The sequence below is a fragment of the Xanthomonas sp. NCPPB 1132 genome, assembly GCF_056629235.1.
Genome location: NZ_CM152819.1, coordinates 4,794,141 through 4,818,764 on the forward strand (window position 1 = coordinate 4,794,141; position 24,624 = coordinate 4,818,764).

Annotated in this window: 26 protein-coding genes; 11 read left to right on the plus strand and 15 right to left on the minus strand. The window is 70.3% G+C overall.

The annotated features are described in order from the left end of the window. Window positions 1-156 precede the first annotated feature (156 nt). The 3 genes from AC1G9L_RS20640 to AC1G9L_RS20650 all read right to left on the minus strand — a co-directional run bounded on the left by AC1G9L_RS20640 (window position 157) and on the right by AC1G9L_RS20650 (window position 4,592). Window positions 157-1,173 carry a 3-oxoacyl-ACP synthase III gene (locus AC1G9L_RS20640; protein ID WP_010340070.1) on the minus strand — a complete coding sequence of 339 codons (1,017 nt, stop codon included), beginning with the start codon at window positions 1,171-1,173 and terminating at the stop codon, window positions 157-159. A gap of 102 nt (window positions 1,174-1,275) precedes the next feature. After that, a complete protein-coding gene (locus AC1G9L_RS20645; RefSeq protein ID WP_019800624.1) occupies window positions 1,276-1,593 on the minus strand; it encodes a DUF4156 domain-containing protein in 318 nt (105 codons plus the stop codon). A gap of 125 nt (window positions 1,594-1,718) precedes the next feature. Continuing rightward, window positions 1,719-4,592, minus strand: a complete 2,874-nt coding sequence (locus tag AC1G9L_RS20650) for an insulinase family protein (protein ID WP_019800305.1) — start codon at window positions 4,590-4,592, stop codon at window positions 1,719-1,721. 413 nt (window positions 4,593-5,005) lie between these two features. Between AC1G9L_RS20650 and AC1G9L_RS20655 the strand changes: the two genes are divergently transcribed. The 4 genes from AC1G9L_RS20655 (at window position 5,006) to AC1G9L_RS20670 (ending at window position 7,510) form a co-directional block, all read left to right on the plus strand. After that, window positions 5,006-5,482, plus strand: a complete 477-nt coding sequence (locus AC1G9L_RS20655) for a hypothetical protein (RefSeq protein ID WP_019800304.1) — start codon at window positions 5,006-5,008, stop codon at window positions 5,480-5,482. A gap of 41 nt (window positions 5,483-5,523) precedes the next feature. Next, window positions 5,524-6,003, plus strand: coding sequence for a tRNA (uridine(34)/cytosine(34)/5-carboxymethylaminomethyluridine(34)-2'-O)-methyltransferase TrmL (trmL, locus tag AC1G9L_RS20660; protein WP_019800303.1), 480 nt, complete (start codon window positions 5,524-5,526; stop codon window positions 6,001-6,003). Between the two features lie 147 nt (window positions 6,004-6,150). Then, the gene (locus AC1G9L_RS20665) at window positions 6,151-7,047 is read left to right on the plus strand and encodes an AraC family transcriptional regulator (protein WP_481069853.1); all 897 of its coding nucleotides are present in this window, start codon (window positions 6,151-6,153) and stop codon (window positions 7,045-7,047) included. 55 nt (window positions 7,048-7,102) lie between these two features. Further along, window positions 7,103-7,510 carry a DUF2000 family protein gene (locus AC1G9L_RS20670; RefSeq protein ID WP_019800301.1) on the plus strand — a complete coding sequence of 136 codons (408 nt, stop codon included), beginning with the start codon at window positions 7,103-7,105 and terminating at the stop codon, window positions 7,508-7,510. 5 nt (window positions 7,511-7,515) lie between these two features. Here the strand turns inward: AC1G9L_RS20670 and AC1G9L_RS20675 are convergent, their stop codons facing one another. After that, window positions 7,516-8,205, minus strand: coding sequence for a DUF1349 domain-containing protein (locus AC1G9L_RS20675; protein ID WP_481069854.1), 690 nt, complete (start codon window positions 8,203-8,205; stop codon window positions 7,516-7,518). Between the two features lie 148 nt (window positions 8,206-8,353). Between AC1G9L_RS20675 and AC1G9L_RS20680 the strand changes: the two genes are divergently transcribed. Together AC1G9L_RS20680 and AC1G9L_RS20685 are read left to right on the plus strand one after the other, a co-directional pair. Then, complete coding sequence (locus AC1G9L_RS20680; RefSeq protein WP_019800299.1) at window positions 8,354-8,896, plus strand: TetR/AcrR family transcriptional regulator; 543 nt, start codon at window positions 8,354-8,356, stop codon at window positions 8,894-8,896. Window positions 8,897-9,264: 368 nt separating this feature from the next. Then, entirely contained in the window at window positions 9,265-9,837 is a 573-nt protein-coding gene (locus tag AC1G9L_RS20685; protein ID WP_019800298.1) for an OmpO family porin, read from the plus strand. 175 nt (window positions 9,838-10,012) lie between these two features. On the opposite strand, the gene AC1G9L_RS20690 is transcribed toward AC1G9L_RS20685, so the two are convergent. From AC1G9L_RS20690 to AC1G9L_RS20710, 5 genes are all read right to left on the minus strand, one after another. Beyond that, on the minus strand, window positions 10,013-11,038 hold the full coding sequence (locus tag AC1G9L_RS20690) for an NAD(P)H-dependent glycerol-3-phosphate dehydrogenase (RefSeq protein ID WP_481069855.1): 1,026 nt from the start codon (window positions 11,036-11,038) through the stop codon (window positions 10,013-10,015). 18 nt (window positions 11,039-11,056) lie between these two features. Continuing rightward, complete coding sequence (gene secB / locus AC1G9L_RS20695) at window positions 11,057-11,575, minus strand: protein-export chaperone SecB (protein WP_017907745.1); 519 nt, start codon at window positions 11,573-11,575, stop codon at window positions 11,057-11,059. Window positions 11,576-11,663: 88 nt separating this feature from the next. Beyond that, window positions 11,664-12,098, minus strand: coding sequence for a rhodanese-like domain-containing protein (locus AC1G9L_RS20700; RefSeq protein WP_017907746.1), 435 nt, complete (start codon window positions 12,096-12,098; stop codon window positions 11,664-11,666). 53 nt (window positions 12,099-12,151) lie between these two features. Continuing rightward, window positions 12,152-12,571: a hypothetical protein gene (locus tag AC1G9L_RS20705; protein WP_026144149.1), complete on the minus strand. Its 420-nt coding sequence runs from the start codon at window positions 12,569-12,571 to the stop codon at window positions 12,152-12,154. A gap of 46 nt (window positions 12,572-12,617) precedes the next feature. Continuing rightward, complete coding sequence (locus AC1G9L_RS20710; protein WP_481069856.1) at window positions 12,618-13,082, minus strand: YiiD C-terminal domain-containing protein; 465 nt, start codon at window positions 13,080-13,082, stop codon at window positions 12,618-12,620. A gap of 42 nt (window positions 13,083-13,124) precedes the next feature. On the opposite strand from AC1G9L_RS20710, the gene AC1G9L_RS20715 reads away from it, so the two are divergent. The 3 genes from AC1G9L_RS20715 to AC1G9L_RS20725 all read left to right on the plus strand — a co-directional run bounded on the left by AC1G9L_RS20715 (window position 13,125) and on the right by AC1G9L_RS20725 (window position 16,256). Then, window positions 13,125-13,898 (plus strand): uroporphyrinogen-III synthase, encoded by a 774-nt coding sequence (locus AC1G9L_RS20715; protein ID WP_481069857.1) that lies wholly within the window; start codon window positions 13,125-13,127, stop codon window positions 13,896-13,898. A gap of 112 nt (window positions 13,899-14,010) precedes the next feature. Continuing rightward, entirely contained in the window at window positions 14,011-14,991 is a 981-nt protein-coding gene (locus AC1G9L_RS20720; protein WP_019801780.1) for a uroporphyrinogen-III C-methyltransferase, read from the plus strand. Next, the gene (locus AC1G9L_RS20725) at window positions 14,988-16,256 is read left to right on the plus strand and encodes a heme biosynthesis HemY N-terminal domain-containing protein (RefSeq protein ID WP_481069858.1); all 1,269 of its coding nucleotides are present in this window, start codon (window positions 14,988-14,990) and stop codon (window positions 16,254-16,256) included. The genes AC1G9L_RS20720 and AC1G9L_RS20725 overlap by 4 nt, the downstream gene beginning before the upstream one ends. A 312-nt stretch (window positions 16,257-16,568) precedes the next feature. Here AC1G9L_RS20725 and AC1G9L_RS20730 read toward each other — a convergent pair whose 3' ends face one another. Both AC1G9L_RS20730 and AC1G9L_RS20735 read right to left on the minus strand, forming a co-directional pair. Next, window positions 16,569-17,138 carry a hypothetical protein gene (locus AC1G9L_RS20730; RefSeq protein ID WP_019800355.1) on the minus strand — a complete coding sequence of 190 codons (570 nt, stop codon included), beginning with the start codon at window positions 17,136-17,138 and terminating at the stop codon, window positions 16,569-16,571. Between the two features lie 155 nt (window positions 17,139-17,293). After that, on the minus strand, window positions 17,294-18,574 hold the full coding sequence (locus tag AC1G9L_RS20735; RefSeq protein WP_026143786.1) for an acetyl-CoA C-acetyltransferase: 1,281 nt from the start codon (window positions 18,572-18,574) through the stop codon (window positions 17,294-17,296). Between the two features lie 105 nt (window positions 18,575-18,679). Here AC1G9L_RS20735 and AC1G9L_RS20740 point away from each other — a divergent pair, with 105 nt between their 5' ends. Both AC1G9L_RS20740 and AC1G9L_RS20745 read left to right on the plus strand, forming a co-directional pair. Then, a complete protein-coding gene (locus AC1G9L_RS20740; RefSeq protein ID WP_481069859.1) occupies window positions 18,680-19,567 on the plus strand; it encodes a hypothetical protein in 888 nt (295 codons plus the stop codon). 201 nt (window positions 19,568-19,768) lie between these two features. Then, window positions 19,769-20,335, plus strand: coding sequence for an NADAR domain-containing protein (locus AC1G9L_RS20745; protein WP_019800962.1), 567 nt, complete (start codon window positions 19,769-19,771; stop codon window positions 20,333-20,335). A gap of 160 nt (window positions 20,336-20,495) precedes the next feature. Here the strand turns inward: AC1G9L_RS20745 and AC1G9L_RS20750 are convergent, their stop codons facing one another. The 4 genes from AC1G9L_RS20750 to AC1G9L_RS20765 all read right to left on the minus strand — a co-directional run bounded on the left by AC1G9L_RS20750 (window position 20,496) and on the right by AC1G9L_RS20765 (window position 24,518). Beyond that, on the minus strand, window positions 20,496-21,125 hold the full coding sequence (locus AC1G9L_RS20750; protein ID WP_481069860.1) for a superoxide dismutase family protein: 630 nt from the start codon (window positions 21,123-21,125) through the stop codon (window positions 20,496-20,498). Window positions 21,126-21,203: 78 nt separating this feature from the next. After that, on the minus strand, window positions 21,204-21,785 hold the full coding sequence (locus tag AC1G9L_RS20755; RefSeq protein ID WP_481069861.1) for a superoxide dismutase family protein: 582 nt from the start codon (window positions 21,783-21,785) through the stop codon (window positions 21,204-21,206). A 254-nt stretch (window positions 21,786-22,039) separates the two neighbouring features. Continuing rightward, window positions 22,040-23,470, minus strand: a complete 1,431-nt coding sequence (gene ntrC, locus AC1G9L_RS20760) for a nitrogen regulation protein NR(I) (protein ID WP_481069862.1) — start codon at window positions 23,468-23,470, stop codon at window positions 22,040-22,042. A gap of 10 nt (window positions 23,471-23,480) precedes the next feature. After that, window positions 23,481-24,518, minus strand: coding sequence for a two-component system sensor histidine kinase NtrB (locus AC1G9L_RS20765; protein WP_029561674.1), 1,038 nt, complete (start codon window positions 24,516-24,518; stop codon window positions 23,481-23,483). Window positions 24,519-24,624 lie beyond the last annotated feature (106 nt).

The following is a 24,624-nucleotide window of genomic DNA, read 5'->3' on the forward strand; positions in this document are numbered from 1 at the left end:
CGTACTAAAAATCCATTTTTTTTAACATGAGGGGTGGGTCAACAGCACTTGCACTGAAGAAACGTCCAATCCAGATACATGACAGCAGGGTCATGTATCGTTTTGGCCGTTTTCTATGCGCGTCGCAGAAACCGACCAGGCGGCTCTGCCAACCCGTTACCAGACCACCTCGGCCATCGAGCAGTTCAGGCCCGAGCCGATGCCCATCAGCGCGATCCGGTCGCCCTTCTTCAGGCGGCCCAGCTCGCGCAGCTTGCTCAGCACGATCGGCACGCTGGCCGGGCCGATGTTGCCGTGTTCGCCGAAGATGGTCATCACCTTCTTCGGGTCGATGCCGAAGTTCTTGATGAAGGCCTGGGTGTGCGGCTGGCTGACCTGGTGGATGACGTACTGGTCCAGTTCGTCCACCGCCCAGCCCAGCGCCTGGCGCGCGGCGGCGAAGGTCTTCTGCGCCAGCTTGATACCTTCGATCAGCAACATGCGGGTATCGGTGACCATCCGGTCCAGGTTGCCCCGGCACAGGGTGTTCCACTGCGTCGCCGAGCGGGTTACGCCGCCGCGGTAGCGCGGCGCGTCCGGCACCAGTTCGGCGCGGGCCATCACCATGGCCGCGGCGCCGCAGCCCAGGGTCAGCGCGGCCAACTCGTCGCGGAACTCGTCGGCGGTCACGTCCGGCGAGGTCATCCGCTCCAGGGTCTTCTCGTACACCAGGTTGGCGGTTTCGCCGTCGACCACCAGCGCGTAGTCGATCTCGCCGCGCTCGATCATCCGCGCCGCGATGTCCATGCCGTTGATGAAGGCCAGGCAGGCGTTGGCGACGTCGAAGGTCATGCACTGCTCGCTCACGCCCAGGTTGCCCGAGACGATGCTGGCAGTTGACGGCTCCAGGTAGTCGCGGCTGACCGAGGTGTTGACCAGCAGCCCGATCTGCCCGGCCTCGATGCCGGCATCGCTCATCGCCTTGCGCGCCGCCAGCGTCGCCGCGTCGGAGGCCTGCATGTCCTGATCCCACATGCGCCGCGCGTGGATGCCGGCGATGTCGCCGAGCACGTCGGCGCGAATCCCGAGCCGGTCGTAGGTCGGCTGCAGGCGCTCGTTGATCTGCTTGGAGGTGAGCGTGTGCGGCGCATCGATGTGCGCCAGTCCCGCGATGGAGACGTTGTTGAAGAGCATCGAGGTGTACGCCAGGGTCAGGCGAGGGGGCGCCAATTCTAGCGGTTGCGGGGGTTTACCGCATCTTTAACAAATCCGCGGAAAGCGTATGGTCTGAGCGGTTCAGCGGCCGCCGCACTGGTAGGCGGTGAAGCGCTGGTCGCCGTCGACCGGGTCGCCCATCGCCTGCACGGTGTTGGCGCCCACGCCGGGGGCCTCGTTGCGGGCCAGGGTTTCCAGTTCCTCGCGCACCCGCAGCGGGTTGCGCTGGTAGAAGCCGACGCTACTCTTCACCGACACCACCACCTCGCCGCGCTTCTCGCAGCCGCTGGCGGCCTGCCCCGGGGGCAGCACCCGTACCCCCTTGCCCTCCGGCGCCATCGGCACCCAGGTGCAGCCGGCGAGCGTGGCGAGCAAGGCGAGGGCGATCGGTAGACGCATGGAGTGGGCCATTGGCGGGTGAATCCGGATTGTGCCGCAAAACGCTGAATCGGCCATGACACGGCCGGCACCCCGGCGGCCGCGAGCAGCGCGCGCCGGCCGTGACCGACGCGCGCCCACCCGGATCAGCGCCCGGCCGGCTTCGCCGCCCCGCCCTGCGGCACCCCATCGGCATCGATCACCCTGACCTCGCCCAGCTTCAGCGCGCGCACCGGCGCCTCGATCTGCTTCAGGTCGCCCACCACCACCCAGGTCAGGCTGTTGGGGTCGAGCATCGACGCCGCCTCGCGCACCTGCGCCGGGGTCATCGCCTCGATCTCGGCCTTGCGCCTGAACACGTAGTCGTCGGGGCGGCCGTAGCGGACGATGCCGCCGATCGCGCCCATCACCGAGCTGGCGGTCTCGTAGGCGCCGGGCAGGCTCAGGGTCTGGATGTTGCGGATCCGCGCCACCTCGTCCGCCGTCGGCGGTGCCTTGCCGTTGGCGAAGGCGCTGATCTCCCTGGACATCTCCTGCAGCGCCGGGGCGGTCTTGTCGATCTGCACCGGCGCCGAGGCGGTCCACGGCCGCTGGCCGAGCGCGCTGGCCGCGCCGCTGCGCGCGCCGTAGGACCAATGCTTGTTCTCGCGCAGGTTCATGTTCAGGCGCGAGGTGAAGTCGCCACCGATCACGCCGTTGGCCATGTCGAAGCGGACCGCGGCCGGGTCGGTGGTCGGCGGCACCAGCTCCGAGGCGAACAGGTTGGCCTGCACCGCGCCGGGCTGATCGATCAGGTACACGCGCGGCTTGCCCGGCCGTGCCACGGTCGCCGGGGCGGGCACCGACGGCGTCGCCCCCTCGCCCTTCCAGTCGCCGAACTGCGCGTCCAGCAGCGGCACGATCTCGCCCAGGGTGGTGTCGCCGACCACGATCAGGGTGGCGTTCTCCGGGCGTACCCAATCGCGGTGGAAGTCGACCAGGTCCTCGCGCTGCAGCGCCGCGATCGCCGGCTCGGTGCCGGTGCCGCTGAACGGGATCGCGTACGGATGGCCGGCGCCGTACAGCAGCGGCGGCAGCACCCGCATCGCCACGCCGTTGGGCTGGGCCTTCTCCTGGCGGATGCCGGCGATCCAGCTGGCGCGGATCCGCTCGATCTCGTTCGGCGCGAAGCGCGGCCGCCGCAGCATGTCCGCATACAGCGCCAGCGACGGCGCCAGGTTCTCCTTCAGCGCCGACAGATAGGCATTGCTGCCGTCCAGCGAGGCGCCGGCGGACAGCGACGCGCCCAGGGCCTCGGCCGCATCGGCGAACGCCAGCGCATCGCGGTCGCCGGCACCCTCGTCGAGCATGCCCATGGCGAAACTGGCCGTGCCCGGCTTGCGTCCCTGGTCGGCGCTGTACCCGCCCTTGAATTCGTAGCTGAACTGCACCACCGGCACGTCGTGGCGCTCGGCCAGGATCACCGTGCTGCCGTTCTTCAGCGTGGCGCGCTGCAGCGCGGGGAACTTCAGCTGCGGGAACTGGGTGGTCCTGGGCGGGCCGGCGCTGCGGTCGACCACGCTGGGCAGCGCGCTGTATCTGGGATCGACCGGCGGCGGATTCAGCGGCGCCGGCTGCACGGTCGGCTCCTCGGCCATCGCCACGCGCTCGCCCGGCTGGACCAGCAAGGTGTAGTCGCCCTTGCCCAGCCATTTGCGGCCGACCGCGGTGAGATCGCGCGGGCGGGTGGAGGCGATGGTCGCCAGGGAGGTGCGGAAGCAGCCGGGGTCGCCGGTGTACACCGCGCACTCGGCCAGCACGTCGGCCTTGCCGCCGAAGCCACCGATGCGTTCGACACCGCGGATGAAGCCGGCGCGGAAGGCGGTCTTGGCGCGCGCCAATTCGGCCTTGTCCGGCCCCTTGTCCAGCAGCCGGCGCACTTCCTCGTCGATCGCCGCCTCGACCCTGGCCGGGTCCACGCCCTGCTTGACCATGGCGATGATGCCGAAGCCGGAGCCGAGCTGCGACGCCCACACCGAGGCGCTGATCTGGTCGACCAGCTTGTCCTGGTGGACCAGGCGCCGGTCCAGCCGCGAGGACTTGGCGCCACCCAGCACCTGCGCGAGCAGTTGCAGGCGATCGACATCCTCGGTGCCGGTCTGCGCCACGTTCCAGACGCGGTAGATCCGCGTCTGCGGCACCTTGTCGGTCATGGTCTCGCGGCTGGACTGGCTGCGCTGGGCCACGTCGACCTTGGGCTGGGCCATGGTCGGGCCGGCCGGGATGTCGCCGAAGTAGCGCGTCACCTTCTCCTTGGCCGTGGCCAGGTCGATGTCGCCGGCCAGCACCAGTACCGCGTTGTTGGGCCCGTACCAGGTGCGGAACCACTGCTTCACGTCGGCCAGCGAGGCCGCGTTGAGGTCGTTCATCGAGCCGATGACGGTGTGGTGGTACGGGTGGCCGGACGGGTACAGCGCGCGGCTCAGCCGGCTCCAGGCCTGGCCGTACGGCTGGTTTTCGCCCTGGCGCTTCTCGTTCTGCACCACCCCGCGCTGTTCGTCCAGCGCGGCCTGGTCGATGGCGCCGAGCAGGTGGCCCATGCGGTCCGACTCCATCCACAGCGCCATGTCCAGCGCGGTGGTCGGCACGGTCTCGAAGTAGTTGGTGCGGTCGCTGTTGGTGGTGCCGTTCTGGTCGGTGACGCCGACCTGCTTGAAGGGCTCGAAGAACTCGCCGTGGTGGTTCTCGCTGCCCTGGAACATCAGGTGCTCGAACAGATGCGCGAACCCGGTGCGCCCGGCCGGCTCGTCCTTGGCGCCGACGTGGTACCAGAGGTTGACCGCCACGATCGGTGCCTTGCGATCGGTGTGCACCACCACCCGCAGCCCATTGGGCAGGGTGAATTGTTCGTAGGCGATATCCACCGACGTGGCGGCGGCGGGCCTGGCCGCCGTCGAAGGCGGCGCGTAGCCCAGTGCGCCGAGCGCGACGGACAGGGCAACGGCCAGCAGGGCGCCACGCGGGCGTGTCGAGACAGTCATGCGGATCCTTCTTCCTTGGGGCCAGTGAAACAGCCGGTGAACGCCGATCGTACCGGGCGTACTGCACGGCGCGCATTCCGCCGTTGTCGCTGACGTCCTTCTTCTAAGGCGCCGCAACCGCCCCAGCAGTGGATCGGTTACCGCCACGGACTGTGCGGCGGTGTCCGCGTCCGACGTACGCGAGCGCCCGGGTGTCCGCCCCCGGACACTTTCCACGACTCAATTTTCCTTTAAATACAGAAGCTTGTAGTTGGCACGCGGCCTGCTTACATATCCTCGAACGAGGGAGTTCGCCCGATTTAGTGAATGCAAGCTTAATGAAACTGCCGAGCGCGAAAAAGTTCTTGCGCCCCCTGATTAGGTGTACTACCTTACTACCACACCACTGATCAACAACACCAACGAGGCCCGCCATGAAAACCACCACGCTGCTCCTGACCGCCGCCATCGCCGCCCTGTTCGCCGCGCCGTCCTTCGCCGCCGCGCAGATCACCACCCTGGAGACCGTGCAGGTGCGCCCGTCGGCCGACCAGATCGCCCAGCGCAACGTCGAGCAGACCAGCGGCATCGCCACCTTGGCCGCAGTGCAGGTGCGCCCCTCCGCCGAGCAGATCGCCGAGCGCGACGCCACACTGTCCGGCGGCATCACCACCCTGGCCGCGGTGCAGGTGCGCCCGTCGGCCGAGCAGGTCGCCGAACGCGACCTTGCGCAGGCCGCCGGCCAGCACGTGGTGACCCTGGCCACCGTGCAGGTGCGTCCGGATGCGGACATGGGCAGCATGCTGGCGATCGGCGACGTGGTCGGCGAGACGCTGGATAGCGCGATGCTGCAGTTGCAGCCGAGCCTGCAGAAGCTGGGCCAGGACATGGCGGTCGGCCTGATGCGCTGAACAGGCAGCAAGGCCTCCGCGCCGGCGCGTACACTGCGCCGATGATCGCGACCCCAACGCTGCACGTTCTGCTGTACCAGCCCGAGATTCCGCCCAACACGGGCAACGTCATCCGCCTCTGCGCCAATACCGGCGCGCAACTGCACCTGATCGAGCCGCTGGGCTTCGAGCTCGGCGACCGTCAACTCAAGCGCGCCGGCCTGGACTATCACGAGTACGCACGACTGCAGGTCCACGCGTCGCTGGAAGCGGCCCTGCAGGCCATCGCGCCGCGTCGCCTGTTCGCCCTCAGCACCCGCAGCAGCACCCGCTACGACACGCCCACCTTCGCCGACGGCGACGCCTTCCTGTTCGGCCCGGAAACCCGCGGCCTGCCGGACACCGTGCTGGAACAGGTGCCCGACGCGCAGCGCCTGCGCCTGCCGATGCAGCCGCACAACCGCAGCCTCAACCTGTCCAACGCGGTCGCGGTGGTGGTGTTCGAGGCGTGGCGGCAACTGGGTTTTCCCGGCGCCGATTGAGCGCGTGGCGCGCAGCGCCCGGAAGCGAAGCGCTTCGATCCGGGGGGACGAAAAGATCCGCAGCCTGTCCTGCCCGATCGCGTCTGACCCCGCCGGAAGCGGCCGACGCTTCTACACTGGGTCTGGGCGGCGCCTTCCCTGCATCCAGTGACACGCCGCCCGTCGTGCTCCTACCAGGCTCCCCGAATGGCATCGCACACCCAACCCAACGCCAGTGACTGGGTCAGGATCCAGCGCGACCGGGAAACCGGTATCGAAAGCGTGCATGCGCATTTCCGCGGGCATGCCTACGATCCGCACGATCACGACGAAGTGCTGGTCGGCGTGACCCTGCAGGGCGTGCAGCGCTTCCGTTGCCAGCGTGCGCTGCACACCAGCACGCCCGGGCGTGCCATGCTCATCGAACCGGGCGCGGTCCACGACGGGCATGCGCCGGCCGAGGACGGTTTCACCTACGCGATGCTCTACCTGCCACAGCGCTGGGTGGCGGAAGCACTGCAACGCCGCGGGCAGCAGGATGGTTCCGCGCTGCATCCGGGATTCCGCACGACCCTGGCCGACGACGCCGCACTGAGCGCGGCGATACGCCAGGCGTTCCTGGCGATCCATCAGCGCGAAGGCCGGCTGGCGCGGGACCAGAGCCTGGACCGCATGATGCGCCTGCTCTCCCCGCACCTGTCGGCCGAGGCGCAGCGCCCTTGCGCGTCGACCCCAACCGTGGCGCGTGCCAGGGATTTTCTGCACGCGCAGATGGCGCGCGACGTCAGCCTCGATGAGCTTGCCGACCACGCCGACCTGGATCGGTTCCGCCTCACCCGGCAATTCCAGCGCACGTTCGGCCTCTCGCCGCATGCCTACCTGATCCGACTGCGCCTGCGCGTTGCCCGCGCCCTGCTGGCGGATGGACAGGAGCCGGCGGACGTGGCGCTCAAGGTCGGATTCGCCGATCAGAGCCATCTGGGCCGCTGGTTCAAGCGCGCCTACCGGCTCACGCCGGCCGCGTACCGGCGGCAATGTACGGGCGGTGCTGCACAGGCGTTCTAGAACGCAGCGGCGACGACGCGGACCATGGCGCCTCACCCAGACCGCGGAGTTGCGCATGTTCGATACCAAAGTGGCCCTGATCGTCCGCAACGACCTGGCGACCTGGCAACGCCTGAACGTGGCCGCCTTCCTGGCGACGGGCATCGCCGCGGCCGCCCCCGACGCGATGGGCGACCCGTACATCGATGCCAACGGCCAGCGCTACGGCCGCCTGCTCGGGCAACCGATGCTGGTGTTCGAAGCCGATCTCGATGGGCTTCAGGCCGCGCACCGCGTGGGGCTGGCGCGCGAGATCACCGTGCTGCCGTATGTATTTGCCATGTTCTCGACCAGCCACGATGCGGCCAATCGCCAGGCGTTCGCTGCGGAAGATCCTGGGAACCTCAACCTGGTGGGCCTAGGCCTGCGCGGACCGAAGAAGGCCATCGAAAAAGCCACCAAGGGCCTGGCGCTGCATCGGTAGACGCGTCAGGACAGATCGTGCAGGTCCTTGCCCAGCGGCGGCCCCAGCCGCCAATCGGAGAAGCGGACGTTCAAGCCCTCGCGCTCCGGTGTGCACGTCATCGGGCCGACGAGGTAAGAGGACGCCACCGGGAACGGGCACAGCCGCACCAGCGGCCAGTACTTGCCGTCGCGCGAGACCTGCAGGCGCAGCACGCCCTTTTCCACGGTGGCACGCATCCAGAAATCCGACGCGTCCGCTTCGTACGGGCCGGTGGCCCAGTCCGAACGGCCGTCGGTCAATACGCTGCTGAGCATCGGCCGCCCGTCGCTCAGCTCGATGCCGGCCTTGACCCAGCGGCGCTCGTCGACCCGCACCATGAGGCCGGCCTGATCGTAGAGCTGCTCGAACCTGCCGCGCACGCGCAATTGGCAGGTGAAGCGCGCGGGTGCGGCGATGCCGAGGAAGTGCCCGCTGTCGCGGGTGAACCCGTAGTGGGTTTCGCGCCAGAAATCGCTGCCCTTGTCGGTGACCACGTCGAGCACGCCGCCCGGCAGGATCCGATGGACCTTTGGCGCATTGAGCCAGGTGCCGGCCTCCCAACCGGCGGGCGCGGCGGCGTGCACCCCGGTGGCGAGCACCACGCCACCAGCGGCGAGCCCGCCCACGGTCGCCCGGCGCCCGATATCCACGTCCCGCTCTCCGCCTTTGGCCATCGCGCCGCTCCCCACGTCGCTGGTTGCGAGGCGCCATCGCGGCGATGGCCTTCGTCGACCTCATCGGCGAATTTGTACATCCGTACCAATTGAGGCGTCAACCGCGACCTGCGATCATCGGCCTTCGTCGAGACAGCGTTGGACAGGCATGAGCGGCAGGACCTGGCGCCAGGATCCGCATCGGAAGGAAGCGATCGAGCAGGCCGCGCTGCGGGTGATCCTGGACCACGGCGTCGCCGGCACCACCTTCCGCAAGGTGGCTGCGGAGGCCGGTGTTCCGCTGAGCGCCACCACCTATTACTTCGGTTCGATGCACGACCTGCTGGTGGCCGCGTTCACCCGGTTTTCCCAGGAGGTATCCACCGACTTCGCCGCCGAAATCCGCGCCGCGCAGAACCACGCGCAGGCCCTGGACGCGGTGGTGAACATCATCTTCGCCGAGGGAACGGCGTCGCCGCGGGTGCTGCTGCTGAGCTACGAGCTGTATGCCTTCGCCCGCCGGCACCCGGCGCTGACCGCGATCATGCAGCAGTGGATGGCCAGGAGCCGGGCCGCGCTGGAAACGCATTTCTCCATCGCCGCATCCGCCGCCATCGACGCCTTCATCGAAGGCGCGACGATCCACCGCTCAGTCGTGCCCATGGACAGGCAGCACGTGCGCGACGCGATCGAGACGCTCGCCGCGCTGTAGGAAGACGACAGAGGCACGCGGGCATCCTCGCTCCCCCGGCAACGCGAGGCACGGCTTCGGTGATGACCCCGAGCCTGCAGGGTCGCGCCGTGGCGTGCCCAGCCAAGCCGGGCTGATCCGGCGCACCCTGGACCATGCGCAGAAGCACGCTTTGGATGAGGATCATCAACTGCTTGCCGGCAGCGCTTGCAGAGCGGTGTGAACTGCATCCCGGCAGCGTGCTGCCGTTTCTGAACACGGCGTTTAATTTATGTACTAGTCAGTTCGGGATTCAGGGCGAGTTCGGGTCGCTAACGGATAATTTACATATCGGCAGCGAACGGCCCCACGCCTCAGCGCCGACAAACCAATAACGAAGGTACCCGATTATGAAGACCTCTCTGCTTGCTCTCGGCCTCCTGGCCACCCTGCCGTTCGCCGCTTCGGCTGCCGAAGGCCTTTCCTACAACTATGCCGAAGCCGGCTACGTCAAGACCGACGCCAGCGGCGGCGATGCCGACGGCTGGGCGGTCAAGGGTTCCTACGCGTTCCACCCGAACTTCAGCGTGTTCGGCGACTTCAACCGCCAGAAGACCGACTTCGGCGATGTGCGCGTCGACCAGTGGCGCGTCGGCGCCGGCTACAACCACGAGATCGCGACCAGCACCGACCTGGTGACCCGCGTGGCCTACAACCGTTTCGCCCCGGAATACGGCACCAAGTTCAACGGCTGGAGCGCCGAAGCGGGTATCCGCACCGCGTTCAACCCGTACCTGGAAGTCTATGCCCTGGGTGGTTACGAGGACTACCTGAAGAAGGACGGCGTCAATCCGGAAGGCACCTTCTACGGCCGTCTGGGCGCCCAGGCCAAGCTGAACCAGAACTGGGGCCTGAGCGCCGACCTGAAGATGGACCGCCACGGCGACAAGGAATGGTTCGTCGGCCCGCGCTTCAGCTGGTAAGCGCTGCCTAGCGCCGCGCGCGTCGTCTCTCTCTCCCGCCGCGCGCGGTTCGGAAAGCCCGGTCCCACGACCGGGCTTTTTTTGCCTGCCGACCCGGCCCGCCGCTGGCCCACGGATGTGCAGACACGAAAACGCCCGGCCAGGCCGGGCGTTTTCGTGTCCGGCGGTGGCCGGATCAACTGAACAAGGTGATCGGGTACTCGGGCTTCTGTTCGCGCGCCAGCAACTGCTGCAGGCCGACCGCCGGGGTCAGCTCGCCATGCAGGACCGCGCGCACCGCGTTGGAGATCGGCAGATCGATGCCGTGGCGCTCGGCCTGGCGCATCACCTCGTCGGCGGTCTGCACCGACTCGACCACCTGACCGATCGCACGCACCGCCTCCTGCAGCGGTTGCCCACGGCCCAGCGCCAGGCCCAGCCGGCGGTTGCGCGACAGGTCGCCGGTACAGGTGAGCACCAGGTCGCCGAGTCCGGCCAACCCCATCAGGGTTTCCGGCTTGGCGCCGATCGCCGCGGCCAGCCGCAGCATCTCGTTGAGGCCGCGGGTGATCAGGCCGGCACGGGCGTTGAGGCCCAGTTCCATGCCGTCGGCCACACCGGTGGCCACCGCCAGCACGTTCTTCATCGCCCCGCCCAGCTCGGCACCGACCATGTCGTCGCCGGTATAGGCGCGGAAGGTCGGGCCGTGCATCGCATCGGCGACCTGCTGCGCGAACGCGGCATCGCCGTGCACGGTCACCGCGGTCGGCAGGTCCAGGGCCACTTCCTTGGCGAAGGACGGGCCGGTCACGACCGCCAGCGGTACGTCCTCGCCGAGGATCTCCTGCGCCACTTCATGCAGGAAACGCCCCGACCCGGGCTCGAAGCCCTTGGTCGCCCAGGCCACGCCGGCCTGCGTCGGGCGCAGCGGCGCGAGCTGGCGCAGGGTGTCGGTGAACGCATGCGACGGCACCACCACCAGGATCCAGTCGGCGCCATCAATGGCCGCCGCCAGGTCGGTGGTGGCCTGCAGGCCCTCCGGCAACGCGATCCCCGGCAGGTAGCGCGGGTTTTCGTGGCGCTGCCCGATGGCCTCGGCGACCACGGCATCGCGACCCCACAGCACGGTCGGATACCCGTGCCGTGCGGTCAGCGACGCCAGCGCCGTGCCCCAGGAGCCGGCGCCGAGGACGGCGATCTTCTTCTTGGCGTTATCGCGCATGCGCAACGGCGAACGCGCTCAGGCGTTGCCGGCCGGCTCCGAATCGGCCAGCGACTGGCCCTCGCCCTGCTGCGCGCGCTGGCGCAGGGTCTCGGCGTACAGGGCCTCGAAGTTGATCGGCTGCAGGAAGAACGGCGGGAAGCCGCCGGCCTGGATCAGGTCGCTGACCAGCGAGCGCACGTACGGGAACAGGATGCTCGGGCACTGGGTACCGAGCAGCACGTCCACCGCCTGCGGGTCCAGGCCGACCAGGCCGAACACGCCGGCCTGCTGCACTTCGGCCACGTAGGCGGTCTTGCCGCCGGCGGTGCAGGTCAGGGTCACGGCCAGCACGACTTCGAAGGCCTGCTCGTTCAGCTGCTGCACGCGCTGGTTGAGGTTGAGCTGCAGTTCCGGCTGCGCGTTGTCGTTGAACACCGACGGCGCGTTGGGGGACTCGAAGGACACGTCCTTGACGTAGATCTTCTCGATGGTGAAAGCGGGACCGGCCGCGGCGTCGGCCGGCGCCGCGGCGCCGTTGTTGGTGAGGTCGGACATTGCTTGACTCCGGTGGATTCGGTAATAGAAAGAAACGGGATTATCACACGCCGGCCGCGACCCTCTAGGTCGGGCCGGACGCGGTGTCTCAGCGGCCCTTGACCAGCGGCAGCTCGGCCTGCTGCCAAGCGGCGATGCCGCCCTCGAGCACGTAGACCTGCTCGAAGCCGGCCTTCTTCAACTGCTTGGCGGCGCCGTCGGCGGTGGTGCCGGTGCGGCAGACCAGCACCACCGGCTGCGCCTTGGCGTTGGCCACCAGCTTGTGCTCGGGGCCGAACTGGCTGGCGGTGGCATTGCGGCTGCCGGCGATGTGTCCCTTCTCGAAATCGGCCGAGGCCGACAGGTCGACCACCACCGCATTGCCGGCGTTGATCAGGCGGGTCAGCTCGGCCGGCCGCAGGCTCTTGTAGCCACGGAACAGGCGCGCCACTTCGGTGACGATCAGGGCGATGGTCAGGCCCACCAGGGCCAGGGCCAGCATCGGGTTGCGGCCGGCGAAGGCCAGCAGTTCTTCGAAGTTCACGGGACTCGGGGGCTGGAAGCGGGCGCCGATTGTCGCACAGCTCGGCGACCGCGCTACTGGCCGTTCCACAGGTCCGGCAGGCCGTCCTGCAGCCACCAGGTCTTGGCCTCGGGGTCCCAGCGCCAACGCTCGCGGTAGCGGACGATGCGCTCGGCCTGGGTATTGCGGTTGATCACGCCCAGTTCGATCTCGCGCAGCGCCTCGCCGTCGCCGACCGCGCCGCCGCCGACCTTGTAGGAGGAGACCTGGATCTGCCGGTAGCGCTCCAGTTGCAAGTCGGTCAGCGGATGCGCCTGGCGGTAGGCCGGGTCGACCACCTGCCAGGCGGTCTCGAACTCGCTCCAGCGGACCGCCGCGGCGTAGGCGGTCTGCAGATCGTCGAGCTTGCGTTGTTGCGCGCGGCTGCCGGCCACGGCCGCGCCGGTCCAGCCCAGCAGCAACAGCAGCGCGAGCGCGCGGAACATCGAAGGCATGGGCAGCGTCCAGGTGGCGGCGCGCGGGGCGCGCGATCCGCGCATCCTACCCCTTGGCGATGGCCACGAAGCGACCGCTCAGGGTCGCCGCCGCCGCCGCGCCGGGCGCGCCGATCTGGGCCTGGATGCCGATGCGGGCGCGGCCGCGCTGGCGGAAGGTATTCACGAACACCCCCCAGTCGGCCTCCGCATCGGCATTGGCCTGCAGATCGGCGTACAGCGGCGCCAGGTAGCGCACCTGGCTGTCGGCGACGTAGACGTCGGCCTGCAGGCCGGCGCGGTGCAGTTCGCAGTTGACCAGTCCCCAGCCGGCCAGGGTCATCACCGAGCCCAGGCTGCCGCCGAAGGCGTTGCCCTTGTCGTTGATGTTGGCCGCCAGCGGTGCGACCAGCTGCAGGCGCTGCTCGGCATACTCGTGCACGGCGACCTGCAGCGCCGCCACCGGCGGCATGGCCTGGAACTGCCGCTGTAATTGCTGCAGGAACGCCTCGAAGGAAAGATCCGCTGCCATGATGCGATTGTGCTGCCGGTGGGGGCTCGCATAATGCCTGGCATGAGCGCGCATGCAACCGCCGCCCCGGCCTGGACCCTGATCTCGCTGCGCCCGCAGGGCGAGCACGCGCCGCTGCGGCGGGCCGCGGCGCGCTGCGGCGCACGGGTGCTGGCGGTATCGCCGTGGCGGCTGCGGCCGCGCGCCGATCCCGCCACCCGCGCGGCCCTGGCCGCGGCGCTGGACGCGCCGCGGGTCATCGTCAGCAGCCCGGCGGCGGTGCGCGCCGCCGCGGCGCTGCAGCCGCTGGCGGCACAGCCCGGCCAGCGCTGGCTGGCGGTGGGCGCAGGCACGGCGCGCGCCTTGCGCCAGCACGGCATCGCCGAAGTGGCGACGCCGGCGCGGATGGACAGCGACGGTCTGCTGGCACTGCCGGAACTGGCCGCGCACGACCTGCCGGTGGGACTGATCACCGCCCCCGGCGGCCGGGGCCTGATCGCCGCGCACCTGCAGGCGCGCGGCACCCCGCTGCTGCGCGCCGACGTGTACGTGCGCGAACCGGTACGACTGCGCGCGGCCGACCTGGCCCGCCTGCGTGCGGCGCCGCCCGGCGTGCTGGCGCTGAGCAGCGGCGAGGCGCTGCAACAGCTGCTGGCGCAGTTGCCGGAGGAGTTGGCCCGGGCTTGGCGCGCGCGGCCGGTAGTCGCAGCCAGCGCGCGCCTGGCCACCCTTGCCGCGGACCTGGGCTTCGTCGACGTCGCCCAGGCGGCCGGGCCGATGCCGCAGCAGTTGGTCGCCGCAGCGGCCGCGATCGTAACGCGCTCGCCACCTCGCTGAACGCGGACCGCCGCCCGGCTTGCGGCCGCAGTGCCGCTCACGCCATGCTCCGGCGGTGCCGCGCCGACCGCCGCCTTGCTCGCGACGGGCGACGGCCCCCAGGACGCTGCCGATGACCGACGAAATCCCGATCACGCCTCGCCGTTCCACACGCTGGATCTGGTTGCTGCTGGTGCTCGCCACGCTGGCCGCGCTGGCGTTCGCCGGCTGGCGTGGCTGGGACTGGTGGCAGGCGCGCAGCGCGCGCGAACTGGCCCAGCAGTCGGACCTGCAGCAGCAACTGCAGGCCTTGCAGCAGGCCCAGGACAGCCTGCGTCGCGACCAGCGCGCCACCGCGCAGCGGCTGCAGGACGCGGCCAGCACCAACCGCGTACTGCGCGATGAAATGCTCGGCCTGAGCCAGCGCAGCGCGCTGCTGGAGGCCAATGTCGCCAAGCTCGCCGATTCCAACCGTCACGGCGCGCAGGCGTTGCGCCTGGACGAGGTCGAACTGCTGCTCAACCAGGGCCAGCAGCGGCTGCTGCTGGCCGGCGATGCGGCCGGCGCGCGGCGTGCCTACGCGCTGGCCAGCGGTGTGCTGGACGGCATCGACGATCCGCAATTCCTCAACCTGCGCCAGGCGCTGCTGCAGGAACGCACTGCGCTGGACGCGCTGGGCGACGGACCGCAGGCACGCCTGGCCGCGCAACTGGATGCCTTTGCCGCCAGCCTCGCCACCCTGCCGACGCAATTGCCGGAGAACGCGCAACAGCCGCTGTGGCAACGCCTGCTGGCGCCACTGGTGAAGATCCGGCCCTCGCAGGGCGGTGTGTTGGTCGCCAGTTCCGAGCGGGTCTCGGCCCACGACGCGCTGCAGCTCGACCTGACCCTGGCGCGCGCGGCGCTGGAACGCGGTGACACGCGTGGCTATCGCAGCGCCCTGGCCGGCGCCGGGCGCTGGCTGTCGCGGCTGTGGCCGGAGTCGCCGCAGCTGCGTGAACGCCGCGCCGCGCTGCGCACCCTGGCCAATGCCGATCTGCGCCCGACCATTCCCGAACTCGGAACCACCCTGCAACAGTTGCGCGCGATGCGCGACGCAAGGAGCCCGTCATGAAATCCCTCCGTTCCCTGATCGTGCTGTTGATCGTCATCGCGCTGGGCGTGATCGGTGCGCAATGGCTGGGACAGGACCAGGTGCGCCAGCTCGGCGAGGTGATCGTGCGCGTCGGCGGCACCGACTACATCGCCTCGCTGCCGCAGGCCTCGCTGCTGCTGGTGATTGCGTTCCTGGCGCTGTGGCTGGTGTGGAACGTGCTCAGTTTCCCGTTCCGCGCCTGGGGTCGGCGCCGCCGCAAGCAGTCGCGCGCGCGTCTGCTCGACGGTCTGGCCGCCGCCCACGCCGGCCAGTGGACGCGGGCGGAGAAGCAACTCAACGCCGCCGCCGAAGACCCCGAGGTCAGCGCCATCGCCCTGATCGCCGCAGTGCGCGCGGCCGATGCGCGCGGCGACCGCGAGGCGACCGAGCGCCACCTGCGGCGCCTGGCCGAACGCGATGCCGCCGCGCATTCACTGCTGCTGGCCGAACTGCATCTGGAGCAGCAGCGCCCGGTCGATGCGATCAATGCGCTGGACGTGGCCGCAGCGCAGCCGCTGCCGCCGCGTGGGCTGTTGCTGCGCACCGAGGCGCTGACCCGCATCGGTCGTGCCGGCGAGGCCTACGGACAGCTCGGCGCGATCCGCCAGCAGCAGGCGTTGCCGCTGGAGGCGATCGCGACGCTGGAAACGCGCCTGGCCGCGGCCTCGCTGGACCAGGCCGCCGATGCCAATGCCCTGGCCGAGCGCTGGGAGAGCCTGCCCAAATCGCTGCGCAGCGAGCCGGCGGTGGTCGCCGCCTACGCGGTACGCGCGGCGGCGCTGCGCTGGGACGATGCGGCGCTGCGCAGCCTGGAGCAGGCGCTGGACACGCGCTGGGACGAAGGCCTGGCCGCGCTGTACGGACGCCTGCCGGTGGAGAAATACGATTCGCGCCGTGCCAGTGCGCAGCGCTGGCTGCAGGCGCATCCGGACAGCCCGGCGCTGCTGCTGACCCTGGCGCGCCTGGCCCGGCACCAGCAGCAGTGGCCGCAGGCGGAGGAATTCCTGCACCGTGCGCTGGCGCTCGGCGCCGGCGCCGAGGCCTGGGAGATCTTCGGCGACGGCTATGCCGACGCCGGCGACATGCTCGCGGCGCAGCGCTGCTACGCCAATGCACTGCGCGTGCAGCGTGGCGAGCCGGCCCAGCCGCTGCCGGAGCCGGTGGCGCCGGTATCCTCGGTCGCGCCGGAGCTGGGCAGCACGGAGCATCGCGACGAGCACGGGTTTCCGCGGCTGGAGGGCTGAGTCCGATTGCTCCGTAGGAGCGGCTTCAGCCGCGACGGGGCATTCTCTGGGAGGCCCCGTCGCGGCTGAAGCCGCTCCTACAGAATGCGTCCCGGCGTTGTTAGAAATGCCCGAGCCTACAAGACCAGGCCAGGCACGCTGATCCGCGGCGAGAGCGCGTCATTGGATGCTTCCGAACGCGGCAGCGCACCCCCATCACTCCTGGGCCGAGCAGCGAAGAAGGGCACGGCGGAACGCATGGCCCGCGTTGTGCATTCAGGCCAGCCGCTCGCCAGTCATCGATTCCGAAGCTAGGCCGGCGCGTCCGTCCGCTCAGCGCCTCAGAGACGGCGGCAGCGCCGGCAGGCGCGCCAGGAACGCGGGTGCCAGGCCCTTGTAGCGCGCGTAACGCTCGTCCATGCGCCGCGGCACCAGGATGCGCGCGCCAAACATGCCCCAGATCAGCATGACCAGGAACACGGCGCCTCCCAGCCAGAACCCGCGCTCACCGCCGACGGCGAATCCCAGCAGGGGACCAACCAGGAAGGCACCCGCGATTAACAGGATGTAACGGTTGCGCCGACGCCGATGCTCCGCGCACATCCCGAGCACATGGCTGCTGCGCTTGCGCGCGACCAGCGCCGCGATCGCATAGACCAGGATACTCAACAAGATCAGCGCGTACCAACCCGGCGCGTGCCAGTAGAAGGTGCGCTTTTTGAGTTCATCGTTGCGCAGCGCCGCCCCGCACTTCACACAGTGCGGCGGAAACGGCGCATCGCGCAGGCACACCAACTCGCCACCGGCGCGCCACAACGTTTCGCCCGGCAACGGCGGCGGCAGGCTGGACGGGCTGGCGACGCTTGGCGCCTGGTACGGATTGAAACTGCCCTGCTCGGTCATGGCCTGCGCCCCCTGCGCGCCGTCGCCCGCGTGGCGCGGGCGAATCGGTGGGCATGGTAGCGCGGATGCAGCGCGGTCAATGCCGGGGCGGCGCGGCAGGACCGAAGGCCGTGGCGCGGCGCGCGCCGGCACGGGAGCCCGCGCGTGGGTGACGCTCAGCGCTCGACGATCGCCACCACGCCCATGCCGCCGGCGGTGCAGATCGAGATCAGCGCGCGGCCACCGCCGCGTTCGACCAGTTGCTTGGCGACGGTGGCGACGATGCGCGCGCCGGTCGCGGCGAACGGATGGCCGGTGGCCAGCGACGAGCCCACCGGATTGATCTTGGCCGGATCGATCTGCCCCAGCGGCGCGTCCAGGCCGAGCCGGGTGCGGCAGTAGTCCTCGCTCTCCCACGCACGCAGGGTGCACAGCACCTGCGCGGCGAAGGCCTCGTGGATCTCATAGATGTCGAAGTCCTGCAGGCGCAGGCCATGGCGCTTGAGCATCTCCGGCACGGCCACGGTCGGCGCCATCAGCAGGCCTTCGCCGTGCACGAAATCCACCGCCGACACCTGCGCATCGCGCAGGTAGGCCATCGGCACGTGGCCATGCGCCTGCGCCCATTCTTCCGAGGCCAGCAGCACCGCGGCGGCGCCGTCGGTGAGCGGAGTGGAATTGGCGGCGGTCAGGGTGCCGCGGCCGCTGACCTTGTCGAAGGCCGGCTTCAACGTGGCCAGCTTCTCCAGCGAGGTATCCGCGCGCAGGATGTTGTCGCGCTCCACGCCGCGGAACGGCGCGATCAGGTCGGCGAAGAAGCCGCGCTCGTAGGCGGCGGCCAGCTTGTGGTGCGAGGACACCGCCCAGGCATCCTGCGAATCGCGCGAGATGTTCCACTGCTTGGCCATGTCCTCGCAGTGGTCGCCCATGCTCTTGCCGGTGCGCGGCTCGGCCACGCCCGGGAACTCGGGCTTGAGCTCGGCGAACTTGAAGCCGCGGGTCAGCGCGCGCAGCTTGTCGCCGGTGCTCTTGGCACGGTTGGCCGCCAGCAGGCGCGCGCGCAGCTTCTTGCCGTAGACGATCGGTACTTCGGAGGTGGTGTCCGAGCCGCCGCCGATGCCCGATTCGATCTGCCCCAGCGCGATCTTGTTGGCGACGGTGATGATGCTGTCCAGGCTGGTGCCGCAGGCGCGCTGCAGGGTGATACCCGGGGTCAGCGGCGACAGCCCGGAGGACAGCGCCGCCTCGCGGCCCAGGTTCCAGTCGCTGGAGTGCTTGATCACCGCGCCCATCGCCACTTCGCCCAGCTGCTGCCCGTGCAGCCCGTAACGCTCGACCAGCGCGCCCAGCGTACGCACCGACATGCCGAGGTTCCCGACATCCGCATACGCCGTGTTCTGCCGGCAAAACGGAATGCGGACGCCGCCGAGAATGGCGACGGGACGGGCTGCTGGCATGGGATTACCTCGCGCGAGGGAAGTCAGGGACATGGCCTGCACGGTAGCGCAGGCATAATGAAGCGAGTGTAGCTATGCGCCCGCGACGGGCCAACCGCCAATCCCATGACCCAAGCCTCCGCCAACCGCCACGCCCACGGGGTGATCGCCCTGGAATTGTCCTCCGGGCGCGAACCGGCGCATCCGGCGCTGCCGCATGCGCAGGCCGCCGAACTGGCCGAGAAGGTCGGCCGCGACCTGGCGCAACTGGTGCCGGCGGTGCGCGAACTGGAACTGAGCCTGGCCGGCGCGCATTTCGATCCGGCCGAAGCGCTGCGTCAGGGCTGGCCGCTGCACCGGCGCCTGGAAGAACTCGCCGCCCGCGCGCCCGGCCGCGCCGAAGGCCCGCGGTTGCTGGCCTTCGGTACCGATGCCGACGGCAGCGTACCGCTGCCGTTCCAGGCCGACCCTGGCCTGCGCGGCGGCGCGTTGCGGGTGGTGCCGTTCCTGCTCAGCGGCCCGGCCGACACCGTGCAGGCCGTGGCCGAAGCGCTGGAGGACGTGTTGCTGGCACAGGGCATGGCGCAAGCGGACACCGCGCTGCTGGCACAGCAGGGCTTCGGCGCGCAGATCGAGCACGCCCGCTACCTGACCGGCAACGACCTGGCAGCGATGATGTCGATGCAGTACGACAACCAGGGCCTGGCGCCGCTGTGGCCGCTGATCGAGACCGCGCTGCTGGCGCCGGACCAGGAAGAATGGCTGCAGTCCCCTCCGGAGCCGCTGCTGCGCTACCGCGAAGGCGAGGTGCGCATGGCGCTGTTCGACCCCGCCAGCTGGTGCGCGCACTACGCCTACGACCGCCAGGACTGCGAACGCCTGCAGCGGGTCTACGAGCAGTACCTGGCGCGCCAGCGGCAACTGGCCGCGGTGCTCGAGGCCCACGGCCTGCCGGTGCTGTACGTGCATTGCGAGAGCGGGCAGGACGCCAAGCAGGCGTTGCTGGCGGCTTGAGCCGCCTCGGCACCTCCGGTGACGTGTCACCGCCCGATCGGAGCAAGCGGGCCGGCGATGACCTCCCGGCGGACGCCCGTTGCAGAGAGAACGCGATGCCGGGCTGACGCGGCAACAGGCGGCCGCACCGGAATGTCGCAGCATCCGCGGCGCTGCCCTGGCACGCAGGGTTGCAGCACTTGATTTCCAGCGGGGACATCCATGCACACCGTGTTGACCGTGGAAGCGCTGTGCGCATGTCAGCAAGCGGGCGAACACCTCAAGTTCGTCCACTTCTGGGGGCATACGCCGAAACAGCCTGGCGCCATCGACCGCAGTTGCTTCAGCCAATGGTTCGAGGCGCCCTTCGTGCTCGATTCGGTGACCTATCCCACCGCCGAGCATTACATGATGGCCGGCAAGGCGCGGCTGTTCGGCGATCACGCCGCCTGTGCCCGCATCCTGGCCGCGGCGCATCCCGGCGAGGCAAAGGCCATCGGGCGGGAGATCCAGGGTTTCGATGAATCCACCTGGCGCGACGCCCGCATGCGGTTGGTCATCGCGGGCAACCTGGGCAAGTTCGGCCAGCACGCGGCGCTGAAAACCTTCCTGCTCGGGACCGGCGACAGGGTGCTGGTCGAAGCCAGTCCGGTCGATCGGATCTGGGGCATCGGCCTGGCGGCGGACGACCCGCGCGCCGCCGATCCCACCACGTGGCAGGGCGAGAACCTGCTGGGCTTCGCCCTGATGGAGGTCCGCCAGCGACTGGCGGAATCAGATCCTCGCTGAGCGCGACACACGATGCTGCTCTGCTTCATGCAGGCTCGATCCCGCGCAACTGGAGCTACTTTCCGGATATCGGCGCCTCAGGCACGTCCAGATCCAGCAAGCGAAAGACGGCGGCGCCCGCAACGCGGACGCCGCCATGAGAACGCCATCCGACGTGCGCTTACTGCGCCGGCGCGGCCGCGGCGTCGCCCTTGATCACGCCGCAGGCCAGGCGGCCGCCGGCATTGCCGGTGGGCTGGCTCTTGTAGTCGTCGGGGTCGGCGTGGACGATCACCGCATGGTTGAGGATGTCGAAGCCGTCGCCCTTGCCGATGTTGACGTTGTTGGACACCGCCGCATCGATGGTCGCCTTGCCTTCGGCGTCGGCCTTGAGGTTGGGCATGTCGCCGCCGTGGTGCGGATCGCTGCCGACCTGGCCGTGCTCGGTCTTGGCCGGGTTGAAGTGGCCGCCGGCGCTGCTGCCGTCGGGCGCGCTGCAATCGCCGAACTCGTGGATGTGGAAGCCGTGCTCGCTGTTGGGCTTGAGCCCGGTGATGGTGCCGGTGACATGCACGGCGCCGTCGACGGTGGTGAACTTGACCTCGCCGGCCACTTCGTTGCCCTGGGTCGGGCTGAGCGCCGCGCTGGCGCTGCCGGTGGCGTTGCTGGCGGCCGGCGGCGCGCTCGCGGCCGGGGCGGCGGCAGGTTCGGGGGTCGCTGCCGGCGTGGTGGCGGCGGGTTCTTCGCGCTTGCAGGCGCTCAGCGCCAGGGTGGTGGCCAGGAACAGCAGGCTGGGAAGGGTACGACGCATGGGGTTCTCCTTCGTTGCAGAGCCGCGGAATGCGGACGGACCTCCCAGGCGGACCCGGGCGGAAGTAGCGATGCGGGGTCAGCGCAGCGGGCGGATCACGCCGCAGGCCACGCGCGCGCCGGCGTTGCCGGCCGGCTGGCTGTGGTAGTCGTCCGGATCGGCATGCGCGACCAGCGCGCGGCCGACAATGTCGTTGGCCGCACCGCCGCCGAGCACCACGCCGTGCAACAGCACGTCGATCTGCGCGGTGCCATCGGCATTGGCGTTGAGGTTGTCCATGTCGCCGGCATGGTGCGGGCCGCTGCCGGCGCGGCCGTGCGGGGCACCGAGCGGATTGAAGTGGCCGCCGGCGCTGCTGGCGTCGGCCGCGCTGCAGTCGCCGCGCTCGTGCACATGGAAGGCGAAGCTGCGGTTGGGCTGCAGACCGCCGAGCGTGCCGGTGATGCGCACGCCGCCGGGCGCGGCGACCAGGGACAGCTTGCCGCTGACCAGGCTGCCGGAGGCCGGCGCCAGCACGGCCTGCGCCTGCTGCACGGTACCGGCGCTGTCCAGCGGCGGCGCCTTGGGCGGCGGGGGCGGCGGCGGGGCCTTGGGCGGCGCGCTGCTGCACGCGGCCAGCATCAACAAGGCGCTCGCGGCGAGGGGCAATCCATAACGCATCGACATCGACTCCTGTGGCAGGGCGAAACTAGAGGGGCAGCCGTGCAGACCTCATGAAGGCGCACGGCGTGCAGTCTAGTGGGGTGGGATTGGGGATTGGGGATTGGGGATTCGCAAGAGCGTAGCGCCAGGCGGTTCGGCGCAATGGCCTGTGACGCCGTGCCGCAGCACGCGCCGCATGCAGCGGGCGACACCCGCCCGGACCTGGGCCTCGCCGTTGCGAATCCCCAATCCCGAATCACGAATCCCGAACCTCAGCGCCGCCGCCGCCCGGGCCCCAGCTTGCGGGTGACGGTGTTGCGGCCCACGCCCAGGCGGGCGGCGGCTTCGGCACGGCGGCCCTGGGTGAAGCGCAGCGCCACTTCCAGCAGCGCCTTGTCGAAGCGTTCGCGGGCCTCGGCATGCAAGCCCTCGGCGCCGTCGGACAGGCGCTGCTGCGCCCAGGCCGACAACTGCGTGTCCCACTCGCCGCCGTCGCCGCTGCGCTCGCGGCGGCCGCCACGCAGCAGGGCGGCCTCGACATCGCCGGCATCGATGATTTCCGCCGGCGCCAGCGCGGCCAGGCGCCAGCACACGTTCTCCAGTTCGCGCACGTTGCCTGGCCAGGGATAGGCGCGCAATGCGTCCAGCGCCGCCGGCGCCAGCCGCTTGGGCGGCGTGTCGAGCTTGCGCGCGGCCATCGCCAGGAAGTTCTCGGCCAGTTGCGGCACGTCGGCGCGGCGCTCGCGCAGCGGCGGCAGCTGCAGCCGCACCACGTCCAGGCGGTGCAACAGGTCGGCGCGGAAGCGGCCCTGTTCGACCAGCGCCTCCAGGTCCTGATGGGTGGCGGCGATCACCCGCACGTCGACGCGGATCAGTTCGCGGCCGCCGACGCGGAAGAATTCGTTCTCGGCCAGCACGCGCAGCAGCCGGGTCTGCAGCGGCAGCGGCATGTCGCCGATCTCGTCGAGGAACAGGGTGCCGCCGTCGGCCTGCTCGAAGCGGCCGATGTGGCGGCGCTGCGCGCCGGTGAAGGCGCCGGCCTCGTGGCCGAACAGCTCGCTCTCCAGCAGTTCCGCCGGGATCGCGGCGGTGTTGAGTGCGACGAACGGCTTGCGCGCGCGCGGCGATTCGGTGTGCAGCGCGTGCGCCACCAGTTCCTTGCCGGTGCCGGTCTCGCCGTTGATCAGCACCGACAGCGGCGCCTGCGCCAGCCGGCCGATGGCGCGGAACAGCGCGCGCATCGCCGGGGTGTCGCCGATCAGTTCGGTGCTGCCCTGCCCGGCCGGGGCCACTGGCGGTGCCGCGGCGATGGCGCTGCCGGGATCGGGCAGCGCGCGTGCGGCCAGCGCCACCGCATCGTCCAGGTCGAACGGCTTGGACAGGAACTCGTGGGCGCCGCCGCGGAACGCGCCGGCGGTGCTGGCCACGTCGGTGTAGGCCGACATCACGATCACCGGCAGTTGCGGATGCGCGGCCTTGAGCTTGTCCAGCAGCACCAGGCCGTCGTCGCCGGGCATGCGCACGTCGGTGAACAGCAGGTCGGGCATGGGCCGCTGCGCCAGCGCCTGCAGCGCGGCGGCGGCGCTGTCGAAGCCGTCGACGCTGTAGCCGGCGTCGCGCAGTGCGGTGGACAGCACGAAACGCACCGAACGGTCGTCGTCGACCACCCAGATCCGTTGCGTTCCTTGCAGGGCGTCGGTCATCGCGGTGCTCCTAATCGGTATCCGCTGCGCTCTGCGGCAGCAGCAGGGTGAACACGGTGTGGCCGGGGCGGGAACGGTAGGTCAGCGAGCCGGCATGCTCGCGCGCCACCTGCTGCGCCAGTGCCAGGCCCAGGCCGCTGCCTTCGGCACGGCCGCTGACCAGCGGCAGGAACAGGTGTTCGGCCAGTTCCTCGGGCACGCCGCGGCCGTCGTCGACGATCTCCAGGCGCAGGCCGCGCGCGTGCACACGGTCGCGGATGCGCTGGCCGTGCTCGACGCGGGTGCGCAGGGTGACCTGCGCGGCACCGGCCTGGATCGCGTTGCGCACCAGGTTCCACACCGCCTGGGTGAGGCGGTCGGCGTCGCCAAGGAATTCGGGGATGCTGGGGTCGTAGTCGCGTTGCAGGCGCACCGACCAGCCGCCTTCGTTCTCGGCCAGGCGCAACACCCGCTCCAGTACCGCGTGGATGTTGAGCATGGCGTGCGGGCGTGCCGGCGCCGGCGACAGCAACTGGTCGAGCAGGCTGTTGAGGCGCTCGATCTCCGCGCCGATCAGCTCGATCAGTTCGCGTTCGTCCTCGTCGCGGTGCTGGGCGCGCCGCGCCAGCAGCTGGGCGGCACCCTTGAGCCCGGCCAGCGGATTGCGCAGTTCGTGGGCCAGGCCCTTGAGCGCCGCGCTGAGCGCGTTCGGCAGGGCCTGTGCCGGGTCCGGCGTGGGGAACTCGTCGACCGGATGCGCTTCCAGCAGCCAGCCGCCGTCGTCCAGCCGGGACAGCCAGCCCTCGGCGAAGCGCGGGGGTTCGCCGGGCACGGCCAGGGCCATGCGGTGCAGGCGCAGCACGTCGCGCTCGTCGTTGCGCAGGAACCGGGCCAGCGCGTCGCCCTGCACTTCCAGCGAGGCCAGCGGCTGGTCGAGCAGGCGCCGCACGCTGACCCCGAGCCAGCGCGCGAAGGCGGGGTTGGCGCCGCGCAGGCGGCCGTCGCCATCGGCCCAGACCACCGGGGTACCGAGGGCGGAAAGCGGGGGCGGCGGGGTGTTCATGCGCATTGCACCAATGTAGTGCAAAGCCAGGCAGGCGGCACGGGTGAGCGGCGCACGGCGCGTCCCCTGCCCTTGCGGACGGCGCGGCGTGCGGCGGCCTGCGGACCGGGTG

Bases quoted from the DNA above. Each gene is read 5' to 3' on its own strand.
- AC1G9L_RS20715 (WP_481069857.1), top strand. From the start codon at position 13,125: ATGAGCGCGCATGCAACCGCCGCCCCGGCCTGGACCCTGATCTCGCTG.
- AC1G9L_RS20690 (WP_481069855.1), bottom strand. From the start codon at position 11,038: ATGCGCGATAACGCCAAGAAGAAGATCGCCGTCCTCGGCGCCGGCTCC.
- AC1G9L_RS20640 (WP_010340070.1), bottom strand. From the start codon at position 1,173: ATGCTCTTCAACAACGTCTCCATCGCGGGACTGGCGCACATCGATGCG.
- AC1G9L_RS20725 (WP_481069858.1), top strand. From the start codon at position 14,988: ATGAAATCCCTCCGTTCCCTGATCGTGCTGTTGATCGTCATCGCGCTG.
- trmL (WP_019800303.1), top strand. From the start codon at position 5,524: ATGATCGCGACCCCAACGCTGCACGTTCTGCTGTACCAGCCCGAGATT.
- AC1G9L_RS20755 (WP_481069861.1), bottom strand. From the start codon at position 21,785: ATGCGTTATGGATTGCCCCTCGCCGCGAGCGCCTTGTTGATGCTGGCC.
- ntrC (WP_481069862.1), bottom strand. From the start codon at position 23,470: ATGACCGACGCCCTGCAAGGAACGCAACGGATCTGGGTGGTCGACGAC.
- secB (WP_017907745.1), bottom strand. From the start codon at position 11,575: ATGTCCGACCTCACCAACAACGGCGCCGCGGCGCCGGCCGACGCCGCG.
- AC1G9L_RS20730 (WP_019800355.1), bottom strand. From the start codon at position 17,138: ATGACCGAGCAGGGCAGTTTCAATCCGTACCAGGCGCCAAGCGTCGCC.
- AC1G9L_RS20705 (WP_026144149.1), bottom strand. From the start codon at position 12,571: ATGCCTTCGATGTTCCGCGCGCTCGCGCTGCTGTTGCTGCTGGGCTGG.
- AC1G9L_RS20685 (WP_019800298.1), top strand. From the start codon at position 9,265: ATGAAGACCTCTCTGCTTGCTCTCGGCCTCCTGGCCACCCTGCCGTTC.
- AC1G9L_RS20645 (WP_019800624.1), bottom strand. From the start codon at position 1,593: ATGCGTCTACCGATCGCCCTCGCCTTGCTCGCCACGCTCGCCGGCTGC.
- AC1G9L_RS20765 (WP_029561674.1), bottom strand. From the start codon at position 24,518: ATGCGCATGAACACCCCGCCGCCCCCGCTTTCCGCCCTCGGTACCCCG.
- AC1G9L_RS20750 (WP_481069860.1), bottom strand. From the start codon at position 21,125: ATGCGTCGTACCCTTCCCAGCCTGCTGTTCCTGGCCACCACCCTGGCG.
- AC1G9L_RS20675 (WP_481069854.1), bottom strand. From the start codon at position 8,205: ATGGCCAAAGGCGGAGAGCGGGACGTGGATATCGGGCGCCGGGCGACC.
- AC1G9L_RS20740 (WP_481069859.1), top strand. From the start codon at position 18,680: ATGACCCAAGCCTCCGCCAACCGCCACGCCCACGGGGTGATCGCCCTG.
- AC1G9L_RS20655 (WP_019800304.1), top strand. From the start codon at position 5,006: ATGAAAACCACCACGCTGCTCCTGACCGCCGCCATCGCCGCCCTGTTC.
- AC1G9L_RS20710 (WP_481069856.1), bottom strand. From the start codon at position 13,082: ATGGCAGCGGATCTTTCCTTCGAGGCGTTCCTGCAGCAATTACAGCGG.
- AC1G9L_RS20735 (WP_026143786.1), bottom strand. From the start codon at position 18,574: ATGCCAGCAGCCCGTCCCGTCGCCATTCTCGGCGGCGTCCGCATTCCG.
- AC1G9L_RS20745 (WP_019800962.1), top strand. From the start codon at position 19,769: ATGCACACCGTGTTGACCGTGGAAGCGCTGTGCGCATGTCAGCAAGCG.
- AC1G9L_RS20670 (WP_019800301.1), top strand. From the start codon at position 7,103: ATGTTCGATACCAAAGTGGCCCTGATCGTCCGCAACGACCTGGCGACC.
- AC1G9L_RS20720 (WP_019801780.1), top strand. From the start codon at position 14,011: ATGACCGACGAAATCCCGATCACGCCTCGCCGTTCCACACGCTGGATC.
- AC1G9L_RS20650 (WP_019800305.1), bottom strand. From the start codon at position 4,592: ATGACTGTCTCGACACGCCCGCGTGGCGCCCTGCTGGCCGTTGCCCTG.
- AC1G9L_RS20680 (WP_019800299.1), top strand. From the start codon at position 8,354: ATGAGCGGCAGGACCTGGCGCCAGGATCCGCATCGGAAGGAAGCGATC.